We start from the raw sequence: 17,019 nt of genomic DNA, 5'->3' as shown, positions 1-17,019 counted from the left end.
AAACAAAAGCAAACCAGCGATGGCCACAGTCCTCCATTCAGCGCCGCACGCCTTGCGCCACGCTTGCAGCGGCGGCCCACACGGCATCGACGCGCACATCGCCCTCGATCTGCGCGCGCAGCATGGGCAGCGCGTCCAGGCCCCAGAACAGGCGGCCATCCACCGCGAAGGTGGGCACGCCGAACACGCCCGCGGCCAGCGCCGCGTCGGTGGCGGCGCGCAGAGCCTGCTTCACCTCGGCACCGGCCGGGTCGCGCGTGGGAACCAGCTGCGCGGTCAGCGCCTGCAGGCGCGCCGCATCGTCGGCCGCCGCGCCGCCCTGCCACGCGTGGCGGAAGATCGTCTCGCACACGTAGCGGTTGGGCGCACCCTGCCGCGCGCAGGCCCAGGCCAGGCGCAGCAGCGCCAGCGGGTTGAAGGGGTGTGCGGCCGGCAGATCCATCGCAATGCCGTGCTCGCGCGCCAGCCACAGCACCTGGCGGTAGGTCCAGTCGCGCTTGGGCGCAATCTCGGCCGGCCCGAGCTGGCCGTGGTGCTGCAGCAGCCCGGCGAACAGGATCGGCCGGTAGCTGACCTGGTAGCTCAGCCCTTCCAGCGCGCGCGGCAACCGCTCGAACGCCAGATAAGCGTAGGGCGATATGAAGTCGAGATAACAGTCGATGTGTTTCATGGTCGCGTTGGCGGGGCGGTGGCGCGGCGCTGCGCAATGCGCTGCCACACGGCCCAGCGGGCATCCTCGTCCATCGTCATCCAGCCGCCGATTTCTTCCAGCCGGCGCCAGCACCCTTCGCACCAGCCGGTGCGCGCGTCGATGCGGCAAATCTGCACGCAGGGCGAAGGCAGCGGCTCGCCCGCGGCGCGGGCCTGCGCCGCGTCGGCCACCAGGGTGTCGAGCCGGCTCACGAAGTCATCTCCTGCCGTGCGTCGACGGCCTGCTGCAAGGCCATCGCGTCGCGCAGCGCATGGCCTTCGGCGGTGTTGTCGAAGATGCACCACAGCGCGGCCGTCTCGCGCCGCGCCTGCACGATGCGTTCGGCCAGCCGGTGCAGCCAGCCGGGTTCGTAGGCGCTGGTGTACACGCGTGGCGTGCCGTGCAGCCGCAGGTACACCAGCCCCGGCCAGCCACCCGGCGCGGCGCCACGCGGGTGCAGCTGCGGATCGGCCAGCACGCGCGCCACGTGGTGCTGCACCAGCAGGGCGTCGGCTTGCTCATCGAACCAGCTGGCGTGGCGCGGCTCCAGCACCACGTCGCCCGCATGGCGGCGGCGCAAGGCGCGCAGGAAGCCGTCGGCGACGACCGCGTCGAACCGCAGGCTGGGCGGCAGCTGCACCAGCAGGCAGCCGAGCCGGTCGGACAGGCCGGCGACCTGGTCCAGAAAGGTGTGCAGCGCCTCGCCTGCCTCGCGCAACCGTGCCTGGTGCGTGATGGCCCTGGGCAGCTTGACGGCAAAGCGAAAGCCCGGCGGCGTCTGCGCGCGCCACCTGGCGTAGGTGGCGGTGGCGTGCGGCCGGTAGAACGAGCTGTTGATCTCGGCCGCGCCCAGGCGCGCGGCGTAGCGATGCAGGTGCGTGCCTTCGGTGGGGAAGGCATCGCGCTGCGCCGCCGTCACCTGCCAGCCTGCGGTGCCGATGTGCAGTTCCATGACTGCCCAACCGATGCCACGATGGCTTCGGAATCATGAACAAAAAGGGCTCCAGCGCTGTAGGGGAGAGCGCTGCCAGCTATCAAATCATGAGCACTCACAAGGCCACCACATCCGCCACCGGCGCGCCGGTCAGGTGCTCCAGATCGGCCGGCGTCAGCTTGAACACACCGTGCGGGTGCCCGGCGGCGGCCCAGATCTCGCTGAAGCGGAACAGCTCGCGGTCGATCAGCGTCACCGGCAAGTCGGCATGCGCCACCGGCGACACGCCGCCGATGGAGAACCCGGTCTTCGCCTTCACGAACTCGGCATCGGCGCGGCCCAGCTTGCCGCCGCAGTCGGCGCACACCAGCGCCTCGACCTTCTTCTCGTCCACGCGCCGGTCGCCGCTGGTGATGACCAGCACCGCCGCGTCATCGGCCTTGCGGCGGAAGATGATGCTCTTGGCGATCTGCCCCACGTCGATGCCCAGCGCGTCGGCGGCCTGTTGCGCGGTACGCGCCGCGTCGTCCAGCATGCGGGGCATGTGCGCGTGGCCGGCTGCCTTCAGCGCTGCGGCCACGCGCTGCACGCCCTCGGGCTGGCGCTTCAAGTCTTCATCCGTCATGTTCTATCCCGCCTTCACTGCGCGATCCACCATCAGCAGGCTGGCGCCCATGCCCATCAGCACGCCGCCGAACACGCGGTTCTGCGTGCGCCGCGCCCGCGCCGAGCGCAGCAGCGCGCGCAGGCGCGACGCCAGCAGCGCGTAGCCGTGCATCACCACCGTGTCCACCGCCAGCGTGGTCACCAGCAGGATCAGCAGTTGCAGCAGCAGCGGCCGCTTCGGGTCGATGAACTGCGGCAGCACCGCCACCATGAAGACGATGCCCTTGGGGTTGGTGGCATTGGTCAGCGCCCCGGTGAGGACGCGCTGGCGCAGGCGCATCACCGGCGGCCCGGCCTGCGCCCCGCCATCGTCCAGCGTGACCGGCGCGCGCCACTGCTTGAAGCCGAGCCACAGCAGGTACGCCGCGCCCAGCAGCTTGACCACCATGAACGCGCCGGCCGAGGCCACCAGCACCGCTCCCACGCCCGCCCCCGCGACCAGCAGGATGAAGGCCAGCCCGATCTGCAAGCCCAGCACCGTGGCCGACGCGCCGCGCACGCCGTAGGCCAGGCCATGGCTCATGGCCAGCACCGCGCCCGAGCCGGGCGACACCGCGATCACCCACGAGGCGACGAAGTAGGCCAGCCAGACGTGCCAGTCCATGGTGCGATCAGCCCGCGCGCTTGTTCACGATGGCCGTGGCCACGCGCGAGCCCGACTTGCGGCCAAGGAAGTCGCTGATGTACTGGCCGGCGTCGATCAGCTTGTCGAGGTCGATGCCGATGTCGATGCCCATGCCGTGCAGCATGTAGACCACGTCTTCCGTCGCCACGTTGCCGGTGGCGCCCTTGGCGTAAGGGCAGCCGCCCAGGCCGGCGACGGAGGACTGGAAGTTCCACACGCCCAGCTCCAGCGCCGCCAGCGTGTTGGCCAGCGCCTGACCGTAGGTGTCGTGGAAGTGGCCGCACACGGCGTCGACGCCGAAGTGTTGCAGCGTCGCCGTGATGGCCGCCTGCACCTGGCGCGGCGTGCCGACGCCGATGGTGTCGGCCACGTCCACGCGCTGCACGCCGATGCCCTTCATCAGGCCGGCCAGGTAGGCCACCTTCTCGGGCGCGATGTCGCCTTCGTACGGGCAGCCGACGGTGCAACTCATGGCGCCGCGCACGGCAATGCCCTTGGCCAGCGCCGCTTCGACGACGGGCGCGAAGCGCTCGATGCTCTCGGCGATGCTGCAGTTGATGTTCTTCTGGCTGAAGGCTTCGCTGGCGGCGCCGAAGACCACGATCTCGTCGACGCCCGCAGCCACCGCGCCCTCGAAGCCCTTCATGTTCGGCGTCAGCACGCTGTAGCGCACGTCCGGCCGGCGCTGGATGCCCGCCAGCACCTCGGCCGCGTCGGCCATCTGCGGCACCCACTTGGGGCTGACGAAGCTGGTGACCTCGATCTCCTTCAGCCCCGCATCCTGCAGGCGGTGCACCAGTTCGATCTTGACGGCCGCGGGCACGGGCTGCTTCTCGTTCTGCAGACCGTCGCGGGGGCCGACATCGATGATTCGAACGCGGGCGGGAATAGCCATGACATGAACCTTCAAGGAAAAGCCGAGGAATCAGTTTAGCCCCATGGCACAAGCCGGCAGGCTGCGAATGTCCGAGTGTTAAGGAGGCGGCTTCGGGCACCCGGCCTGATGCCTGGAGCCACCCTGCATGGATGCGCGCTTTCCCTGTTGAAAAAGCAGCCGTCTTGCGCCAGCATGTGCGTTTACCTATTCTCCGACGTTGACGCGCAGTGAATCCTACCTATTCACTACCATGAACAGTATCGCCCCCCAGCTGCTTTCGCTCACCTTTGCCAAAACGCCCGCCGGCAAGTCAGTGATCGAGACTCGGAACACACGACTGTCCCTGCTGGAACGACGGCTGCTGCTGCTCATCGACGGATCGAGGACCGGAGAAGATCTCTCACACTACTGCACGGGCAAGGACGTGACCTCGATGCTGCAATCGCTGATCGACGAGGGTTTCATCGAGGTGTGCCGGGCACCGGTCGCCTCGGCGATCAAGCCCGCCCAGCCAGCCGCGGCCGACGCCCCCACGGCGCCGGCAAGCGGACCGGCCCGGAGCGACCTCGGCCTGCCGCCGGCCAGCGAGCGCAGCCCCCAGGAGCTGGAGATGGCGCGCAACTTCATGATCAACACTCTGACCACCATCTTCCCGCTCTATTCGCAGCTCACGCTGATGGAAGCCATCCGGGATTGCAAAACCAGTGCCGAGTTACGGCAGGTGTTCCAGCGGTGGGAAGACACCATGGCCACCAACCGCACTGGCGTGAAACGCCTGCCCGAGTTCAAGGAAAAGCTCTTCGCGGTGCTGTAGGGCCACGCCGGCACGGCCTGCGCGGCAGCGGGCAAGCCAAGGAGAGGACACACATCCTCTCACCTTCCCTGGCGCACGCGACGCCCTCCAGGCTGGCTGCTCAGTTCGCCACCTGCAGGCGCAGCAGCTCGGCGCCTTCGGCGACCTGGTCGCCTGGGGCGTACAGCACCTCCTCGACCACGCCGTCCTGAGGCGCCGCGATGGTGTGCTCCATCTTCATCGCCTCCATCACCGCCAGCGGCTGGCCCTTGGCCACCCTGTCGCCGGCGTTGACGGCGATCGACACCACCTTGCCCGGCATCGGCGCCGTCAGGCGCCCGCCCTCGCTGCCTTCGATGGCGTGGGCCAGCACGTCCAGCTCGGTGATGCTGGTGGCGCCGTCGGTGCCGAAAATGTGGCTCACCTCGCCGAGGCGGAACACGCGCACCACCTGGCGGCGGCGGCCGTAGCGCAGGTCGATGCGGCCGTCGCTCTGGCGCGTGAAGTCGATCGGCGCGCGCTCGCCGTCGTCCACCTTGAGCTGCAGGCCGTCGTCGAGGTAGCGCAGCTTGGCCACCACCGGCTTGCCGCGGTATTCCAGGTCGATGCGGCGCGAGGCCACGCCGTGCGAGCGAAAGCCGTCCACGCGGCTGAACGGGTCGTGGCTTTCGGCGTCGCGCTCGGCCAGCACCGTCTGCGCCACGGCGGCGGCCACGGCCAGCTCGACGCCGATCGGGTCCTGATTGAACAGGTGCGCGCGCTCGCGATCGATCAGCGCCGTGTCCAGCCGGGCCTGGGCGAACGAATCGGCGGCCAGCACGCGGCGCAGGAACTGCACGTTGGAGTGCACGCCGACGATGGCCACCTCGGCCAGCGCCGCGTCGAGCTTGCCCAGCGCCTCCTCGCGCGTGGCGCCCCAGACGATGAGCTTGGCGATCATCGGGTCGTAGAAGGGGCTGATGGCATCGCCCTCGCGCACGCCGTCGTCGATGCGCACGGCGTCGAACTCGAAGTTGGCTGCCGCTGGCTTGCGGTACACCTGCAGGGTGCCGGTGGCCGGCAGGAAATTGTTGTCGGGGTTCTCTGCGCAGATGCGGGCCTCGATGGCGTGGCCGTCGATCAGCAGCTCGTCCTGCGCGAGCGGAAGCGGCTCGCCGCTGGCCACCAGCAGTTGCCACTCCACCAGATCCTGGCCGGTGATGGCCTCGGTGACCGGGTGCTCCACCTGCAGGCGCGTGTTCATCTCCATGAAGTAGAACTTCATGTCCTCGGGCTTGTCATAGCCGCCCGGCTGCTCGACGATGAACTCCACCGTGCCGGCGCCCACGTAGTTCACCGCGCGCGCCGCCGCCACCGCCGCCTGGCCCATGCGCTCGCGCAGCTCTTCCGTCATGCCGGGCGCGGGCGCCTCTTCCAGCACCTTCTGATGGCGACGCTGCACCGAGCAGTCGCGCTCGAACAGGTAGACATAGTTGCCCTGCGCGTCGCCGAACACCTGGATCTCGATGTGGCGCGGGCGCTGCACGTATTTCTCGACCAGCACGGCGTCGTCGCCGAAGCTGTTGATGGCTTCGCGCTTGCAGCTTTCCAGCGCGGCGGCGAAATCCTCGGCCTTCTCGACTGCGCGCATGCCCTTGCCGCCGCCGCCCGCGCTGGCCTTGATGAGCACCGGATAGCCGATCCGATCGGCTTCCCTTTGCAGCAGCGCCGGGTCCTGGTCGGCACCGTGGTAGCCCGGCACCAGCGGCACGCCGGCGGCCTCCATCAGGCGCTTGGATTCGGCCTTCAGCCCCATGGCGTTGATGGCGCTGGCGGGCGGGCCGATGAAGACCAGGCCCGCATCGACGCAGGCCTGGGCGAAGTCCTCGTTCTCGCTCAGGAAGCCATAGCCGGGGTGAATGGCTTCGGCACCCGTCGCCTTGGCCGCATCGATGATGCGTTGCCACTGCAGGTAGCTCTCCTTGGGGGTGCTGCCGCCCACATGCACGGCCTCGTCGCAGGCCATCACGTGCTTGGCGTGCGCGTCGGCGTCGGAATACACGGCCACGGTCTTCACGCCCAGGCGGCGCGCGGTGGCTGCCACGCGGCAGGCGATTTCGCCGCGATTGGCGATCAGGATTTTTTTGAACATCGTCGTCCCCTCGTTAACTCGAATCGATCTAGGCACTGCTGGGCGCCGGTGCGCCGCTGCCGAAGAAATCGCGCAGCTTGCGCACCACCAGCTTCAGAAACTTCCACAGCACGATCAGCAGCAGCACGGACAGCACCAGCATCACCGCCAGCACGATGCCGAAGGTGACCGGGTATTGGGTGGCCAGCCACATCACGACCACGGCCAGGCCGTCCTCGAAAAACGAGGCCAGCCAGTTGCTGACCGGCTCGGGGCTGGTGTTGATGGCCGCGCGCGTGGTGGCCTTGGTGGCGAACGCAGTGGCCGCCAGCGAGCCGCCCAGGATGCCTGCCACCAGGCCCGTGGTGGCCGAGTCGGCGCCGAACACGCCCGCCGCCAGCAGTGCGCCGGCCGGAATGCGGATGACGCTGTGCACCGTGTCCCACAGGCTGTCGATCCACGGAATCTTGTCGGCGAAGAACTCCACCAGCAGCATGAAGCCGCTGGCCGTCAGCACCGCAGGATGCATCAAGAGCTTCAGCCCCTCGGGCAGCGGAATCCAGCCCGCGTAGCCCATGGCGCCCGTCAGGAACACCACCGCATACAGCCGGAAGCCGCTGGCCCAGCCCAGCGCCGCCGCCAGCGCGATGAGTGCCGGCATGTCCATCTTGGCCACCACCGGCGCCACGGCGCCGCCCACGGCCGCGCCGGCCTGACCCACCGCATCGCCAACGGCCGCGGCCGTCTCGTGGCTGGGGTGGATGCCCATGGTGTGCAGCCATTGCACCAGTTGCTGGATAAGGTCTTCCATTGCCGTACCGCCTGTCAGAGTGAGCGGCAGGCCACACGCGCCTGCCCGCGCACGCACAACGCGGGCGCCGGCGCGAAGGCTGACGTGGGCGCTGCCGCCACGGCGCATGACGGCACCGGCAAACGGACGACGATAGCTACGTTATTCATAGCTGCCTGCGCTTTCCCCATCTGCGCAAAAGGCGAAAAACATCCGTAGGCTGGGTTGACGCAGGAAACCCAGCTTGGTTACTTGCTGGGTTTCGCTGCGCTCAACCCAGCCTACGGGGACCGATCGGACGATGGAATCAACCGGAATCATGAGTTCACCACCCACGCCGGCTTGCGCTTGTTCAGGAAGCTCTGCACGCCTTCCTTGCCTTCGTCGCTGGCGCGGATGTCGGCAATGGCCTTCACCGTGTGGTCGATCAAGAGCCGCGTGATGTCGCGGTCGGCCACGTACTGCACCAGCTTCTTGCACTCCTTGATGGCGTTGGGGCTGGCGGCCAGCAGCGCCTGCACCCAGGTGCTGACGGTGGCGTCGAGCTGATCGGCCGGCACCACCTCGTGCACGAAGCCGATGCGCCGCGCCTCGGCCGCGCTGAAGCGTTCGGCGGTGAGGAAGTAGCGGTGCGACGCGCGCGGCCCCATGGCGCGGATGACGTAGGGGCCGATGGTGGCGGGGATCAGGCCCAGCTTGACTTCGCTGAGGCAGTAGTTCGCCGTATCGACGCTCACCGCCATGTCGCAGCACGCCACCAGGCCCATGCCGCCGGCGTACACGTCGCCCTGCACGCGGGCAATCGTCGGCTTGGGGCATTCGTAGATGGTGCGCAGCATGAAGGCGAGTTTCTCGGCGTCCTGCTCGTTCTCCTCGCGCGAGTAGTCGGCCATGCGGCGCATCCAGTTCAGGTCGGCCCCGGCGCAGAAGGCCGGGCCTTCGGCCATCAGCACGATGGCGCGCACCTGCGGGTCGTCGCCCAGTTGAATGAAGGCCTGCGACAGTTCGGCGATCACCTCGTCGTTGAAGGCGTTGCGCACGTCGGGGCGCGACAGCACGACGGTGGCGATGCCGCCCTGGGCGGAGATGCGAATGGCTTGGGTCATGGCTTGGCTTGTTCCTCTTGGAGCATGTAGACCAGATCGATGACGGGGCACGCCTGGCCCAGCAGGGTGAGCGCTGCCGTCACCTGGCCGCGGTGGTGCGTGCCGTGGTTGAAGACGTGTGCCAGCGTGGCGGCGAAGGGCAGTGACAACGGCACGCCTTTGGTGGTGGCGTAGTCGAGCGTGCCGCCGAAGCGCTCGGCCGGCCAGCTTTCGATCAGCGGTTGCCAGCGCGCGGCGCCTTCCAGCAACCGCTCGGCAAGGCGCGTGCGATTGGGCTCGACTTCAGCGCCCAGGTCCACCCGGGGCGACGCCCGTCCAGCGAAACGCTCGAACCACACCCCATGCTCGCCCAACAGCAAATGATTCAACGTGCCGTGAACGCTCTTGAAGAACAGACCGACGTCGCGCCGATAGTCGTCCTCGCCGAGCGCCGCCACGCCATCCAGCAGACGTCGTGTGGCCCAAGCGTTGTAGCGCGCCAGGGTGGCGAAGTGGGTGCGGGGGTTCATGGCAGGGCTCGTTGAATGGCGGACCGGCAGGTCATCGGGCGTTGCATCTTCACAATCCGTCCCCATGGGCGGGCACCGGCCGGCCGGCGCGCAGCGCTGCCGTGGTCGCCTTGCGCTGCCGCCAGATACTGCGCACATAGGGGTCGGAGATGATGAAGCGGCCGTGGCCGATGCGGGCGATCAGGTTGGCGGCCACCAGCCCGTCCACCGTGGTTTGAACCTGCTTGACCTCCACCGGCAGCCCCAGGGCCGCGCCGTAGTCGGCCAGCGCGGCCTGGCCGTAGAGCTCGCGCGTGCCTTCTTCCGGGCCGTCGGCGATGCGGGTGAACACCAGCTCGCCCAGCTCGCCGCCGATTTCGCCGGCGCGGGCAAACTCGATGTCGGCGGCGGCATAGGCCAGGGTGGCGCAGATCAGCTCGAACTCGGCATCGCTGCCCTGCGGGGCGGCCTGAAACTGGCCCAGCGCCCGCTCCAGCTCTTCCGGCCGGTGCCCCAGCGCTTGAAAGCCGCGCCATGCGGCTTCGGGCGAAGGCAGGCGCACGCCATCGGCGGCCAGTTGATCGAGCTTCCACGCCACATAGTCTTGCTGCAGCGGCTCGAAGGGCGCCGTCACCGCGCCCTTGAAGGGGTGCGAGGGCTTGGTGGCCATGTCGTTCATCAGCGAGCGGTGCGAGCCGGTGCCGATGAACAGGAAGTGGCCGCGCGCCCCAGGGTCGCCATTGACCGCGTCGCGCGCGGCCTTGAGGGCGGCCATCAGCGCAGTGCCTGCCGTGCCGGCGGCTTGCTGCACTTCGTCCACGATCAGCACCACATCGGTTTCGGCTTTCTGCACCAGCTCGTGTATCGCCTGCGCCAGGGTGACGCCGCCGGGCAGGCCCAGGGTGTCGAGCTGAAAGCTGAAGGACAGGCCCGCCGCGCCGAGCGACGCGCCCTTGACGCGCTTGAGCAAACCGTGCCCTGCCCCCTGCAGCGTGCGCAATTGCGCGCGCACCGCCTCCAGCACCAGGTCCAGCGGCGCGCGGTTCACGTCGGCCCACAGATCGACGTAGATGACGATGGCGCCGCGCTGGCGCAGTTCGGGCACCAGTTCGTTGCGCAGGAAGGTGCTTTTGCCCACGCGCCGGATGTTGGACAGGAAGACGCCCGAGCGCACGCTGGTGTGCAGCCCCGAGGGGGCCAGCAACTGGTCGGCCAGCGCGTCGGCGTAGTCGGGGCGAGGAAAGAGCAGGACAGACATCGTTTACCTTGAATTACTGATTTCAGGTAATTTACCTTTTTTCAATAATTTTGGGTAATGACCGTGCTCACATGCGGAACACGCCGAACTTCACGTCCGGCACGGGCGCGTTCTGCGCCGCCGACAGGCCCAGCCCCAGCATGCGGCGCGTGTCGGCGGGGTCGATGATGCCGTCGTCCCACAGGCGGGCGGTGGCGTAGTAGGGGTGGCCCTGGTCCTCGTACTGCTGGCGGATGGGGGCCTTGAAGGCTTCTTCTTCCTCAGCCGACCATTGGCCGCCCTTGGCCTCAATGCCGTCGCGCTTGACGGTGGCCAGCACGCCGGCGGCCTGCTCGCCGCCCATCACGCTGATGCGCGCGTTGGGCCACATCCACAAGAAGCGCGGGCTGTACGCGCGGCCGCACATGCCGTAGTTGCCGGCGCCGAAGCTGCCGCCGATGATGATGGTGAACTTGGGCACGTTGACCGTGGCCACGGCCGTCACCATCTTGGCGCCGTGGCGGGCGATGCCCTCGTTCTCGTACTTGCGGCCGACCATGAAGCCGGTGATGTTCTGCAGAAAGACCAGCGGAATCTTGCGCTGGCCGCACAGCTCGATGAAGTGCGCGCCTTTCTGCGCGCTCTCGCTGAACAGGATGCCGTTGTTGGCGACGATGCCCACCGGCATGCCCTCGATATGCGCGAAGCCGCACACCAGCGTGGTGCCGAAGCGCTGCTTGAACTCGTGGAAGTCGCTGCCATCGACGATGCGGGCGATGATTTCGCGCACGTCGAAGGGCTTGCGCGTGTCGGTGGGGATCACGCCGTACAGCTCTTCCGCTGCATATTTGGGAGCTGCCGGCGCCTGCAGCGCGCCGCTGTAGCTCTTCTTGTGATTGAGCCGCGACACCGCCTCGCGCGCCAGCGCCAGCGCGTGGGTGTCGTTGTTGGCCAGGTGGTCGGCCACGCCCGACAGGCGCGTGTGCACGTCGCCGCCGCCCAGGTCCTCGGCGCTCACCACCTCGCCGGTGGCGGCCTTCACCAACGGCGGGCCGCCCAGGAAGATGGTGCCCTGGTTCTTGACGATGATGCTCTCGTCACTCATGGCCGGCACGTAGGCGCCGCCGGCCGTGCAGCTGCCCATCACCACGGCGATCTGCGCGATGCCCTGGGCACTCATCTGCGCCTGGTTGTAGAAGATGCGGCCGAAGTGGTCGCGGTCGGGGAACACCTCGTCCTGGTTCGGCAGGTTGGCGCCGCCCGAGTCGACCAGGTAGATGCAGGGCAGGCGGTTCTGCTCGGCGATCTCCTGCGCGCGCAGGTGCTTCTTCACCGTCATCGGGTAGTAGGTGCCGCCCTTCACGGTGGCGTCGTTGCAGACGATCATGCAGTCGACACCGGCCACGCGACCGATGCCGGCCACGATGCCGGCGCCCGGTGCGCTGTCGCTGCCGTCGCGGTCGGGGTACATGTTCAGCGCGGCCAGCGGCGCCACTTCGAGGAAGGGCGTGCCGGGGTCGAGCAGCATCTGCACGCGCACGCGGGGCAGCAGCTTGCCGCGGTCCATGTGCTTCTTGCGCGCGGCCTCGCCGCCGCCGGCGCCCACCTTCTGCACCTGCGCCTTCAGGTCGTCCACCAGCGCGCGCATGGCGTCGGCGTTGGCCTGGAAGTCAGCAGAACGGGGATTGAGTTTGGATTCGATGGTGGGCATGGATGGGAGCTCTCTAATGAATTCGAATACCGGACGCAGAGGACGCAGAAGTTACGCAGAGGACGCAAAGAAAACAGCCAAAGTTTTCTTCTTTCCTTGTTTCCTTCTGCGTTCTCTGCGCAATCTTTGCGTCCTCTGCGTCCGGTCAAGTTCAGGTATTCAGGCTGTTTTGGCTTCCGTCAAACCCAGTTCCTGCTGCATCAGCTCGCGGATCTTGAATTTCTGGATCTTGCCGGTGATGGTCATCGGGAAGGCGTCGACGAACTTCATGTAGCGCGGCACCTTGTAGTGCGCGATCTTGCCCTTGCAGAAGGCGCGCACCTCGTCTTCGTCGAGCGTCTGGCCGGGCTTGGCGATGATCCAGGCGCACAGCTCCTCGCCGAAGCGCTGGTCGGGCACGCCCACCACCTGCACGTCCTGGATCTTGGGATGGCGGTAGAGGAATTCCTCGATCTCGCGCGGGTACACGTTCTCGCCGCCGCGGATCACCATGTCCTTGCTGCGGCCCACGATGTTGACGTAGCCCTCCTCGTCCATGGTCGCCAGGTCGCCGGTGTGCATGAAGCCCTCGGCGTCGATGGCCTCGCGCGTGCGCGCGTCGTCGCCCCAGTAGCCCTGCATCACCGAATAGCCCTTGGTGCAAAGCTCGCCGGTGGTTCCGCGCGGCACGGTTTCGCCGGTTTCGGGGTTGATGATCTTCACCTCCAGGTGCGGCTGCACCAGGCCGACGGTGGACACGCGCTTGTCCAGCGGCGTGTCGGTCTGGCTCTGGCAGCTCACGGGGCTGGTCTCGGTCATGCCGTAGGCGATGGTGACCTCGGCCATGTTCATGTCGCGCTGCACGCGCTTCATCACTTCGATGGGGCAGGGGCTGCCGGCCATGATGCCGGTGCGCAGCGTGCTGAGGTCGTACTTGGCGAAATCGGGGTGATCCAGCTCGGCGATGAACATGGTGGGCACGCCGTGCAGGCCGGTGCATTGCTCGGCCTGCACCGTCTGCAGCACCGTGAGCGGGTCGAACGCGTCGTTGGGGTAGACGATGCAGCCGCCGTGAGTCAGCACCGCCAGATTGCCCAGCACCATGCCGAAGCAGTGGTACAGCGGCACGGGGATGCACAGGCGGTCTGCTTCAGTGAGCTGCATCGCCTCGCCGATGAAGAAGCCGTTGTTCAGGATGTTGCGGTGCGTCAGCGTGGCGCCCTTGGGAAAGCCCGTGGTGCCGCTGGTGAACTGGATGTTGATGGCGTCCGTGTTGTGCAGCAGCTTCGCGACCTGCGGCAGGCGCGGGTCATGCGGGTCGCCCGTCTTCATCAGGTCGGAAAAGCGCCTGAAGCCTGGCTCGTCGGCGCCCTCTCCTTCCACGTCGATCCAGATCGCGTGCTTGAGGTGCGGCAGCGTCTGCGATTCGAGCGGCTCGCCGGGCTTGGCGTGCGCCCACTCGGGCGCCAGCTCGCGCAGCATGCCAAGGTAGTCGCTGGTCTTGAAGCGCGGCATCACCACCAGCGCCTTGCAGTCCACCTTGTTCAGCGCGTACTCCACCTCGGCCGTGCGGTAGGCGGGGTTGATGTTGACCAGCACCAGCCCGGCCATGGCCGTGGCCAGCTGCATCAGCACCCATTCGGCGTTGTTGTGCGACCAAATGCCGATGCGGTCGCCGGGCTTCAGCCCCAGCCCCAGCAGCGCGCTGGCGAGGCGGCGCGATTCGGTCTGCAGCTGGCGGTAGGTGTAGCGCCGGCCCTGGTGCACCACCACCAGCGCTTCGCGCTCGGGAAAGCGCTCTACCATGTCGTTGAAGAAGGCGCCCAGGGTCTGCTCGATCAGCGGCTGGTCGGTGCGGCCGCGCACATGGCTCTCGGTGAGTGCGGTGCTCATCGCGCTTGTCTCCTTGAAATGCGTGTTTCGCAGGGCGCTGCCGGCACATCGTAGCGCGCCCATGGGCGCTGAGCATAGGTCAGCCGGGTTCCCATGAGGTGACAGCGGGGTTGCAAATCACGCCACAGCCGCCTAATCTGGCGCTTATGCGGTCGCACCGCGCACCACTCACCCATGCCCACACACCCATCGCCTTCGTTCGGGCCATCACGCACGCCTACACACTGCGTGGGCGGAGCGCCGACGGCGCGCTCGCCAAGGCACAAATTGAGACATCGTCGCTGGATGACCCGCTGCACCGCGTGACCGCCGCGCAGTTCGAGCGCCTGTGCGCCGCCGCCATGCACGAGCTGGACGACGAGGCGCCCGGCTGGTTCAGCCGCCGCCTGCCCTGGGGCAGCTACGGGCTGCTGGCGCGCGCCAGCATCACGGCGCCCACGCTGGGCCTGGCGCTCAGGCGCTGGTGCCGCCACCACGGCCTGCTGACGGACGACGTGGCGCTCACCGTAAAGACCAGCCAAGGCCATGCGCGGGTGGAAATTGACGAGCGACGCGACCTGGGCACGCTGCGCGAGTTCGCCCTGCTCTCGCTGCTGCGCAACCTGCATGGGCTGGCCTGCTGGTGGGTGGATGCGCCCATCAGCCCGCAGCTTGCGCAGTTCCCGTTCGACGCGCCGCCGCATGCCGACGTGTACCCGCGCCTGTTCCCCGGCCCGGTGCGCTTTGGCGCCGCGCCTGCGGCACTGCAGTTCGACGCCGCCGATCTGGCCCTGCCCCTGCGCCGCGACGCCGCCGCGCTGGAGCAGATGCTGCGCCGCGCCCTGCCCATCATGGTGTGGCCGTACCGGCGCGACGTGGGGCTGGCGCGGCGCGTGCGCCAGTTGCTGCAGCAGCCGCAGGCCGCCCACACCGCCGAGACGCTGGCCGCGCAGCTGGCGCTGTCGCCGCGCACCCTGCACCGCCAACTGCGCAGCGAAGGCAGCAGCTTGCAGGCGCTGAAGGACGAGGTGCGCCAGGCCCGCGCCATCGACCTGCTGCTGCGCACCAGCCAGCCGGTGGCGCGCGTGGCGCGGGCGGCAGGCTTTCAGAACGACAAGAGCTTCATCCGCGCCTTCCGGCAGTGGACGGGTCTGACGCCGGAGCAGTACCGGCAGGCGCGGGGCGATGGCCAGCACCCGTGATCCTTCGAACGGTGCAGGCATTGATTCAATGTTGCTTGATCACTCAGATGACGCGCAGACCGCATCCGCAGTGTGGGAGCGTGCTTGCCCGCGATCCAACGTGGGCTGCGACGAGACGCCTCATCGCGGGCAAGCCCGCTCCCACAACGCTGTCTGACACTGGTGACGCATCACGCAATATTGATAGCTGCTTGCGCCCGTTATTCGGCGATTTCAATACTAAACAATCATCAAATCGTTTGATGACATGCGCAAGCAGCTCATTTTATTGAAGCGCCCTCCAGCCTGCACCTTGCTACAGTGGCAGCCATGAAACCCGCCCCACGCCCCCTCTTCACCCCCGACCACGACGCCTTCCGCGACCAGGTGCGCCGCTTTTGCGAGCGCGAGATCGCACCCCACCACGCCGCCTGGGAAGAGGCCCACGGCGTGCCGCGCAGCGTGTGGAAGCAGGCGGGTGACAACGGCCTGCTGTGCTGCTGGCTGCCCGAAAGCCTGGGCGGCCCCGGCGCCGACCTGCTGTTCGACTTCATCGTCAGTGAAGAGCTGGGCCGCATCGGCGCCACGGGGCCGGGCTTTCCGCTGCACTCGGTCATCGTCGCGCCCTACCTGGCCGCGCACGGCACGCCCGAACTGCAGCAGGCCATCCTGCCCGGCATGGTGAGCGGCGATCGCATCGCCGCCATCGCCATGACCGAACCCGGCACCGGCAGCGACGTGGCCGCCATCCGCACCACGGCACGGCGCGACGGCGACCACTACGTGGTGAACGGCCAGAAGACCTTCATCACCAACGGCCACAACGCCGACGTGATCGTGGTCGCCTGCAAGACCGACCCGGAGCAGGGCGCGCGCGGCGTGTCGCTGCTGGTGGTCGAGGGCGACATGCCCGGCTTCACCCGCGGGCGCAACCTGCGCAAGATCGGCCAGCACGCGCAGGACACGGCCGAGCTGTTCTTCGACAACGTGCGCGTGCCCGCCAGCCACCTGCTGGCCGACGAGGGCCAGGGTTTCAAATATTTGATGCAGAAGCTGGCCCAGGAGCGCCTGCTGGTCAGCGTGCAATGCCAGGCCCGCGCCGAGGCGGCGCTGCAGTGGACGGTGGATTACGTGCAGGAGCGCAAGGCCTTCCGCCAGCGCCTGGCCGACTTCCAGAACACGCGCTTCAAGCTGGCCGCGCTGGCCACCGACCTGCAGGCCGGCCGCGCCTATTGCGACCAGCTCATCGCCCAGCACCTGGCGGGCGAGCTGGATGCCGTGGGCGCCGCCGCCGGCAAGCTGTGGCACAGCGAGCTGCTGGGCCGCGTGACCGACGAATGCCTTCAGCTGTTCGGCGGCTACGGCTACATGGCCGAATACCCCATCGCCCGCGCCTACGCCGACGCGCGCATCGAGCGCATCTATGCCGGCACGTCCGAAATCATGAAGGAAATCGTCGCCCGCGACCTGCTCGACGCTCCGAAATCATGAGCACGCCGCGCTTTGCCAACCCCGACCAGGCGCTGATTCACCGCTTCATTGACGGCGGATCAAAGCCCATCCCGTTCGACGCCAACCCGATGGCGCGCGCCTTGGGCGCCGAGCTGCGCGCGGCCGACCTGCCCGCCGGCACGGTGGAGCTGGCCTTCGCGCCCGATCCGCTGTTCATCCAGGGCACCGGTGTGCTGCAGGGCGGCGCGGTGACGGCGATGCTGGACTTCGCCATGGCCTTCGCCACGCTGGCGCACCTGCCGGTGGGTGGCTCGTGCGCCACGGTCAACCTCAACACCGCCTTCCTGCGACCGGCGCCGCAGGGGCGCTACATCGCTGTCGGTGAGGTGGAGCGGCGTGGCAGGCAACTGGCCTTCACGCATGCGCGGCTGTTGCGTGAAGAGGACCGGGCGGTGGTGGCGACGGCCACGTCGACGCTGGCGCTGGTGTTGCCGGCGTAGGGTGGCA

At 68.1% G+C, this 17,019-nt stretch carries 17 protein-coding genes; 4 read left to right on the top strand and 13 right to left on the bottom strand.

Features of this window, described 5'->3' with window-relative positions:
• Positions 1-37 precede the first annotated feature (37 nt).
• From ACFSCU_RS04370 to ACFSCU_RS04345, 6 genes are all read right to left on the bottom strand, one after another.
• Entirely contained in the window at positions 38-670 is a 633-nt protein-coding gene (locus ACFSCU_RS04370; protein ID WP_377559995.1) for a 2-hydroxychromene-2-carboxylate isomerase, read from the bottom strand.
• Entirely contained in the window at positions 667-903 is a 237-nt protein-coding gene (locus tag ACFSCU_RS04365) for a DUF1289 domain-containing protein (protein ID WP_308645842.1), read from the bottom strand. The genes ACFSCU_RS04370 and ACFSCU_RS04365 overlap by 4 nt, the downstream gene beginning before the upstream one ends.
• Positions 900-1,643: a DUF72 domain-containing protein gene (locus ACFSCU_RS04360; protein ID WP_180550688.1), complete on the bottom strand. Its 744-nt coding sequence runs from the start codon at positions 1,641-1,643 to the stop codon at positions 900-902. Before ACFSCU_RS04360 ends, ACFSCU_RS04365 begins: the two co-directional genes overlap by 4 nt.
• A 97-nt stretch (positions 1,644-1,740) precedes the next feature.
• Positions 1,741-2,250, bottom strand: a complete 510-nt coding sequence (locus ACFSCU_RS04355; protein WP_180550687.1) for a YbaK/EbsC family protein — start codon at positions 2,248-2,250, stop codon at positions 1,741-1,743.
• Positions 2,251-2,253: 3 nt separating this feature from the next.
• Complete coding sequence (locus ACFSCU_RS04350) at positions 2,254-2,895, bottom strand: LysE family transporter (RefSeq protein WP_180550686.1); 642 nt, start codon at positions 2,893-2,895, stop codon at positions 2,254-2,256.
• Positions 2,896-2,902: 7 nt separating this feature from the next.
• Positions 2,903-3,811, bottom strand: a complete 909-nt coding sequence (locus ACFSCU_RS04345; protein ID WP_180550685.1) for a hydroxymethylglutaryl-CoA lyase — start codon at positions 3,809-3,811, stop codon at positions 2,903-2,905.
• Positions 3,812-4,043: 232 nt separating this feature from the next.
• Here ACFSCU_RS04345 and ACFSCU_RS04340 point away from each other — a divergent pair, with 232 nt between their 5' ends.
• Positions 4,044-4,607 (top strand): hypothetical protein, encoded by a 564-nt coding sequence (locus tag ACFSCU_RS04340; RefSeq protein WP_377559992.1) that lies wholly within the window; start codon positions 4,044-4,046, stop codon positions 4,605-4,607.
• 100 nt (positions 4,608-4,707) lie between these two features.
• On the opposite strand, the gene ACFSCU_RS04335 is transcribed toward ACFSCU_RS04340, so the two are convergent.
• From ACFSCU_RS04335 to ACFSCU_RS04305, 7 genes are all read right to left on the bottom strand, one after another.
• Complete coding sequence (locus ACFSCU_RS04335; RefSeq protein WP_377559991.1) at positions 4,708-6,717, bottom strand: acetyl/propionyl/methylcrotonyl-CoA carboxylase subunit alpha; 2,010 nt, start codon at positions 6,715-6,717, stop codon at positions 4,708-4,710.
• A 28-nt stretch (positions 6,718-6,745) separates the two neighbouring features.
• The gene (locus ACFSCU_RS04330; RefSeq protein WP_180550682.1) at positions 6,746-7,507 is read right to left on the bottom strand and encodes a DUF4126 domain-containing protein; all 762 of its coding nucleotides are present in this window, start codon (positions 7,505-7,507) and stop codon (positions 6,746-6,748) included.
• Between the two features lie 296 nt (positions 7,508-7,803).
• Positions 7,804-8,592 (bottom strand): enoyl-CoA hydratase/isomerase family protein, encoded by a 789-nt coding sequence (locus ACFSCU_RS04325; protein WP_180550681.1) that lies wholly within the window; start codon positions 8,590-8,592, stop codon positions 7,804-7,806.
• Complete coding sequence (locus ACFSCU_RS04320; protein WP_180550680.1) at positions 8,589-9,101, bottom strand: DinB family protein; 513 nt, start codon at positions 9,099-9,101, stop codon at positions 8,589-8,591. The genes ACFSCU_RS04325 and ACFSCU_RS04320 overlap by 4 nt, the downstream gene beginning before the upstream one ends.
• 49 nt (positions 9,102-9,150) lie before the next feature.
• Complete coding sequence (locus ACFSCU_RS04315) at positions 9,151-10,338, bottom strand: ATP-binding protein (RefSeq protein WP_377559990.1); 1,188 nt, start codon at positions 10,336-10,338, stop codon at positions 9,151-9,153.
• 67 nt (positions 10,339-10,405) lie between these two features.
• Entirely contained in the window at positions 10,406-12,028 is a 1,623-nt protein-coding gene (locus tag ACFSCU_RS04310) for a carboxyl transferase domain-containing protein (RefSeq protein ID WP_180550678.1), read from the bottom strand.
• 159 nt (positions 12,029-12,187) lie between these two features.
• On the bottom strand, positions 12,188-13,900 hold the full coding sequence (locus ACFSCU_RS04305) for an AMP-binding protein (RefSeq protein WP_180550677.1): 1,713 nt from the start codon (positions 13,898-13,900) through the stop codon (positions 12,188-12,190).
• Positions 13,901-14,046: 146 nt separating this feature from the next.
• Between ACFSCU_RS04305 and ACFSCU_RS04300 the strand changes: the two genes are divergently transcribed.
• The 3 genes from ACFSCU_RS04300 (at position 14,047) to ACFSCU_RS04290 (ending at position 17,012) form a co-directional block, all read left to right on the top strand.
• Positions 14,047-15,081 (top strand): AraC family transcriptional regulator, encoded by a 1,035-nt coding sequence (locus ACFSCU_RS04300; RefSeq protein WP_180550676.1) that lies wholly within the window; start codon positions 14,047-14,049, stop codon positions 15,079-15,081.
• Between the two features lie 309 nt (positions 15,082-15,390).
• Complete coding sequence (locus ACFSCU_RS04295) at positions 15,391-16,551, top strand: acyl-CoA dehydrogenase family protein (RefSeq protein WP_180550675.1); 1,161 nt, start codon at positions 15,391-15,393, stop codon at positions 16,549-16,551.
• Positions 16,548-17,012, top strand: coding sequence for a PaaI family thioesterase (locus ACFSCU_RS04290; RefSeq protein WP_377559987.1), 465 nt, complete (start codon positions 16,548-16,550; stop codon positions 17,010-17,012). Before ACFSCU_RS04295 ends, ACFSCU_RS04290 begins: the two co-directional genes overlap by 4 nt.
• The last annotated feature ends 7 nt before the right edge of the window (positions 17,013-17,019 follow it).

The organism is Ottowia beijingensis (assembly GCF_042680925.1).
In the GTDB taxonomy this organism is placed as follows: domain Bacteria; phylum Pseudomonadota; class Gammaproteobacteria; order Burkholderiales; family Burkholderiaceae_C; genus Ottowia; species Ottowia beijingensis.
The sequence above is the reverse complement of the archived record's forward strand: the minus strand, read 5'-3'. Positions and strand labels throughout refer to the sequence as shown.

Coding starts and splice junctions, on each gene's coding strand:
- ACFSCU_RS04370 (WP_377559995.1), bottom strand. CDS start 670: ATGAAACACATCGACTGTTATCTCGACTTCATATCGCCCTACGCTTAT.
- ACFSCU_RS04360 (WP_180550688.1), bottom strand. CDS start 1,643: ATGGAACTGCACATCGGCACCGCAGGCTGGCAGGTGACGGCGGCGCAG.
- ACFSCU_RS04355 (WP_180550687.1), bottom strand. CDS start 2,250: ATGACGGATGAAGACTTGAAGCGCCAGCCCGAGGGCGTGCAGCGCGTG.
- ACFSCU_RS04350 (WP_180550686.1), bottom strand. CDS start 2,895: ATGGACTGGCACGTCTGGCTGGCCTACTTCGTCGCCTCGTGGGTGATC.
- ACFSCU_RS04345 (WP_180550685.1), bottom strand. CDS start 3,811: ATGGCTATTCCCGCCCGCGTTCGAATCATCGATGTCGGCCCCCGCGAC.
- ACFSCU_RS04340 (WP_377559992.1), top strand. CDS start 4,044: ATGAACAGTATCGCCCCCCAGCTGCTTTCGCTCACCTTTGCCAAAACG.
- ACFSCU_RS04335 (WP_377559991.1), bottom strand. CDS start 6,717: ATGTTCAAAAAAATCCTGATCGCCAATCGCGGCGAAATCGCCTGCCGC.
- ACFSCU_RS04330 (WP_180550682.1), bottom strand. CDS start 7,507: ATGGAAGACCTTATCCAGCAACTGGTGCAATGGCTGCACACCATGGGC.
- ACFSCU_RS04325 (WP_180550681.1), bottom strand. CDS start 8,592: ATGACCCAAGCCATTCGCATCTCCGCCCAGGGCGGCATCGCCACCGTC.
- ACFSCU_RS04320 (WP_180550680.1), bottom strand. CDS start 9,101: ATGAACCCCCGCACCCACTTCGCCACCCTGGCGCGCTACAACGCTTGG.
- ACFSCU_RS04315 (WP_377559990.1), bottom strand. CDS start 10,338: ATGTCTGTCCTGCTCTTTCCTCGCCCCGACTACGCCGACGCGCTGGCC.
- ACFSCU_RS04310 (WP_180550678.1), bottom strand. CDS start 12,028: ATGCCCACCATCGAATCCAAACTCAATCCCCGTTCTGCTGACTTCCAG.
- ACFSCU_RS04305 (WP_180550677.1), bottom strand. CDS start 13,900: ATGAGCACCGCACTCACCGAGAGCCATGTGCGCGGCCGCACCGACCAG.
- ACFSCU_RS04300 (WP_180550676.1), top strand. CDS start 14,047: ATGCGGTCGCACCGCGCACCACTCACCCATGCCCACACACCCATCGCC.
- ACFSCU_RS04295 (WP_180550675.1), top strand. CDS start 15,391: ATGAAACCCGCCCCACGCCCCCTCTTCACCCCCGACCACGACGCCTTC.
- ACFSCU_RS04290 (WP_377559987.1), top strand. CDS start 16,548: ATGAGCACGCCGCGCTTTGCCAACCCCGACCAGGCGCTGATTCACCGC.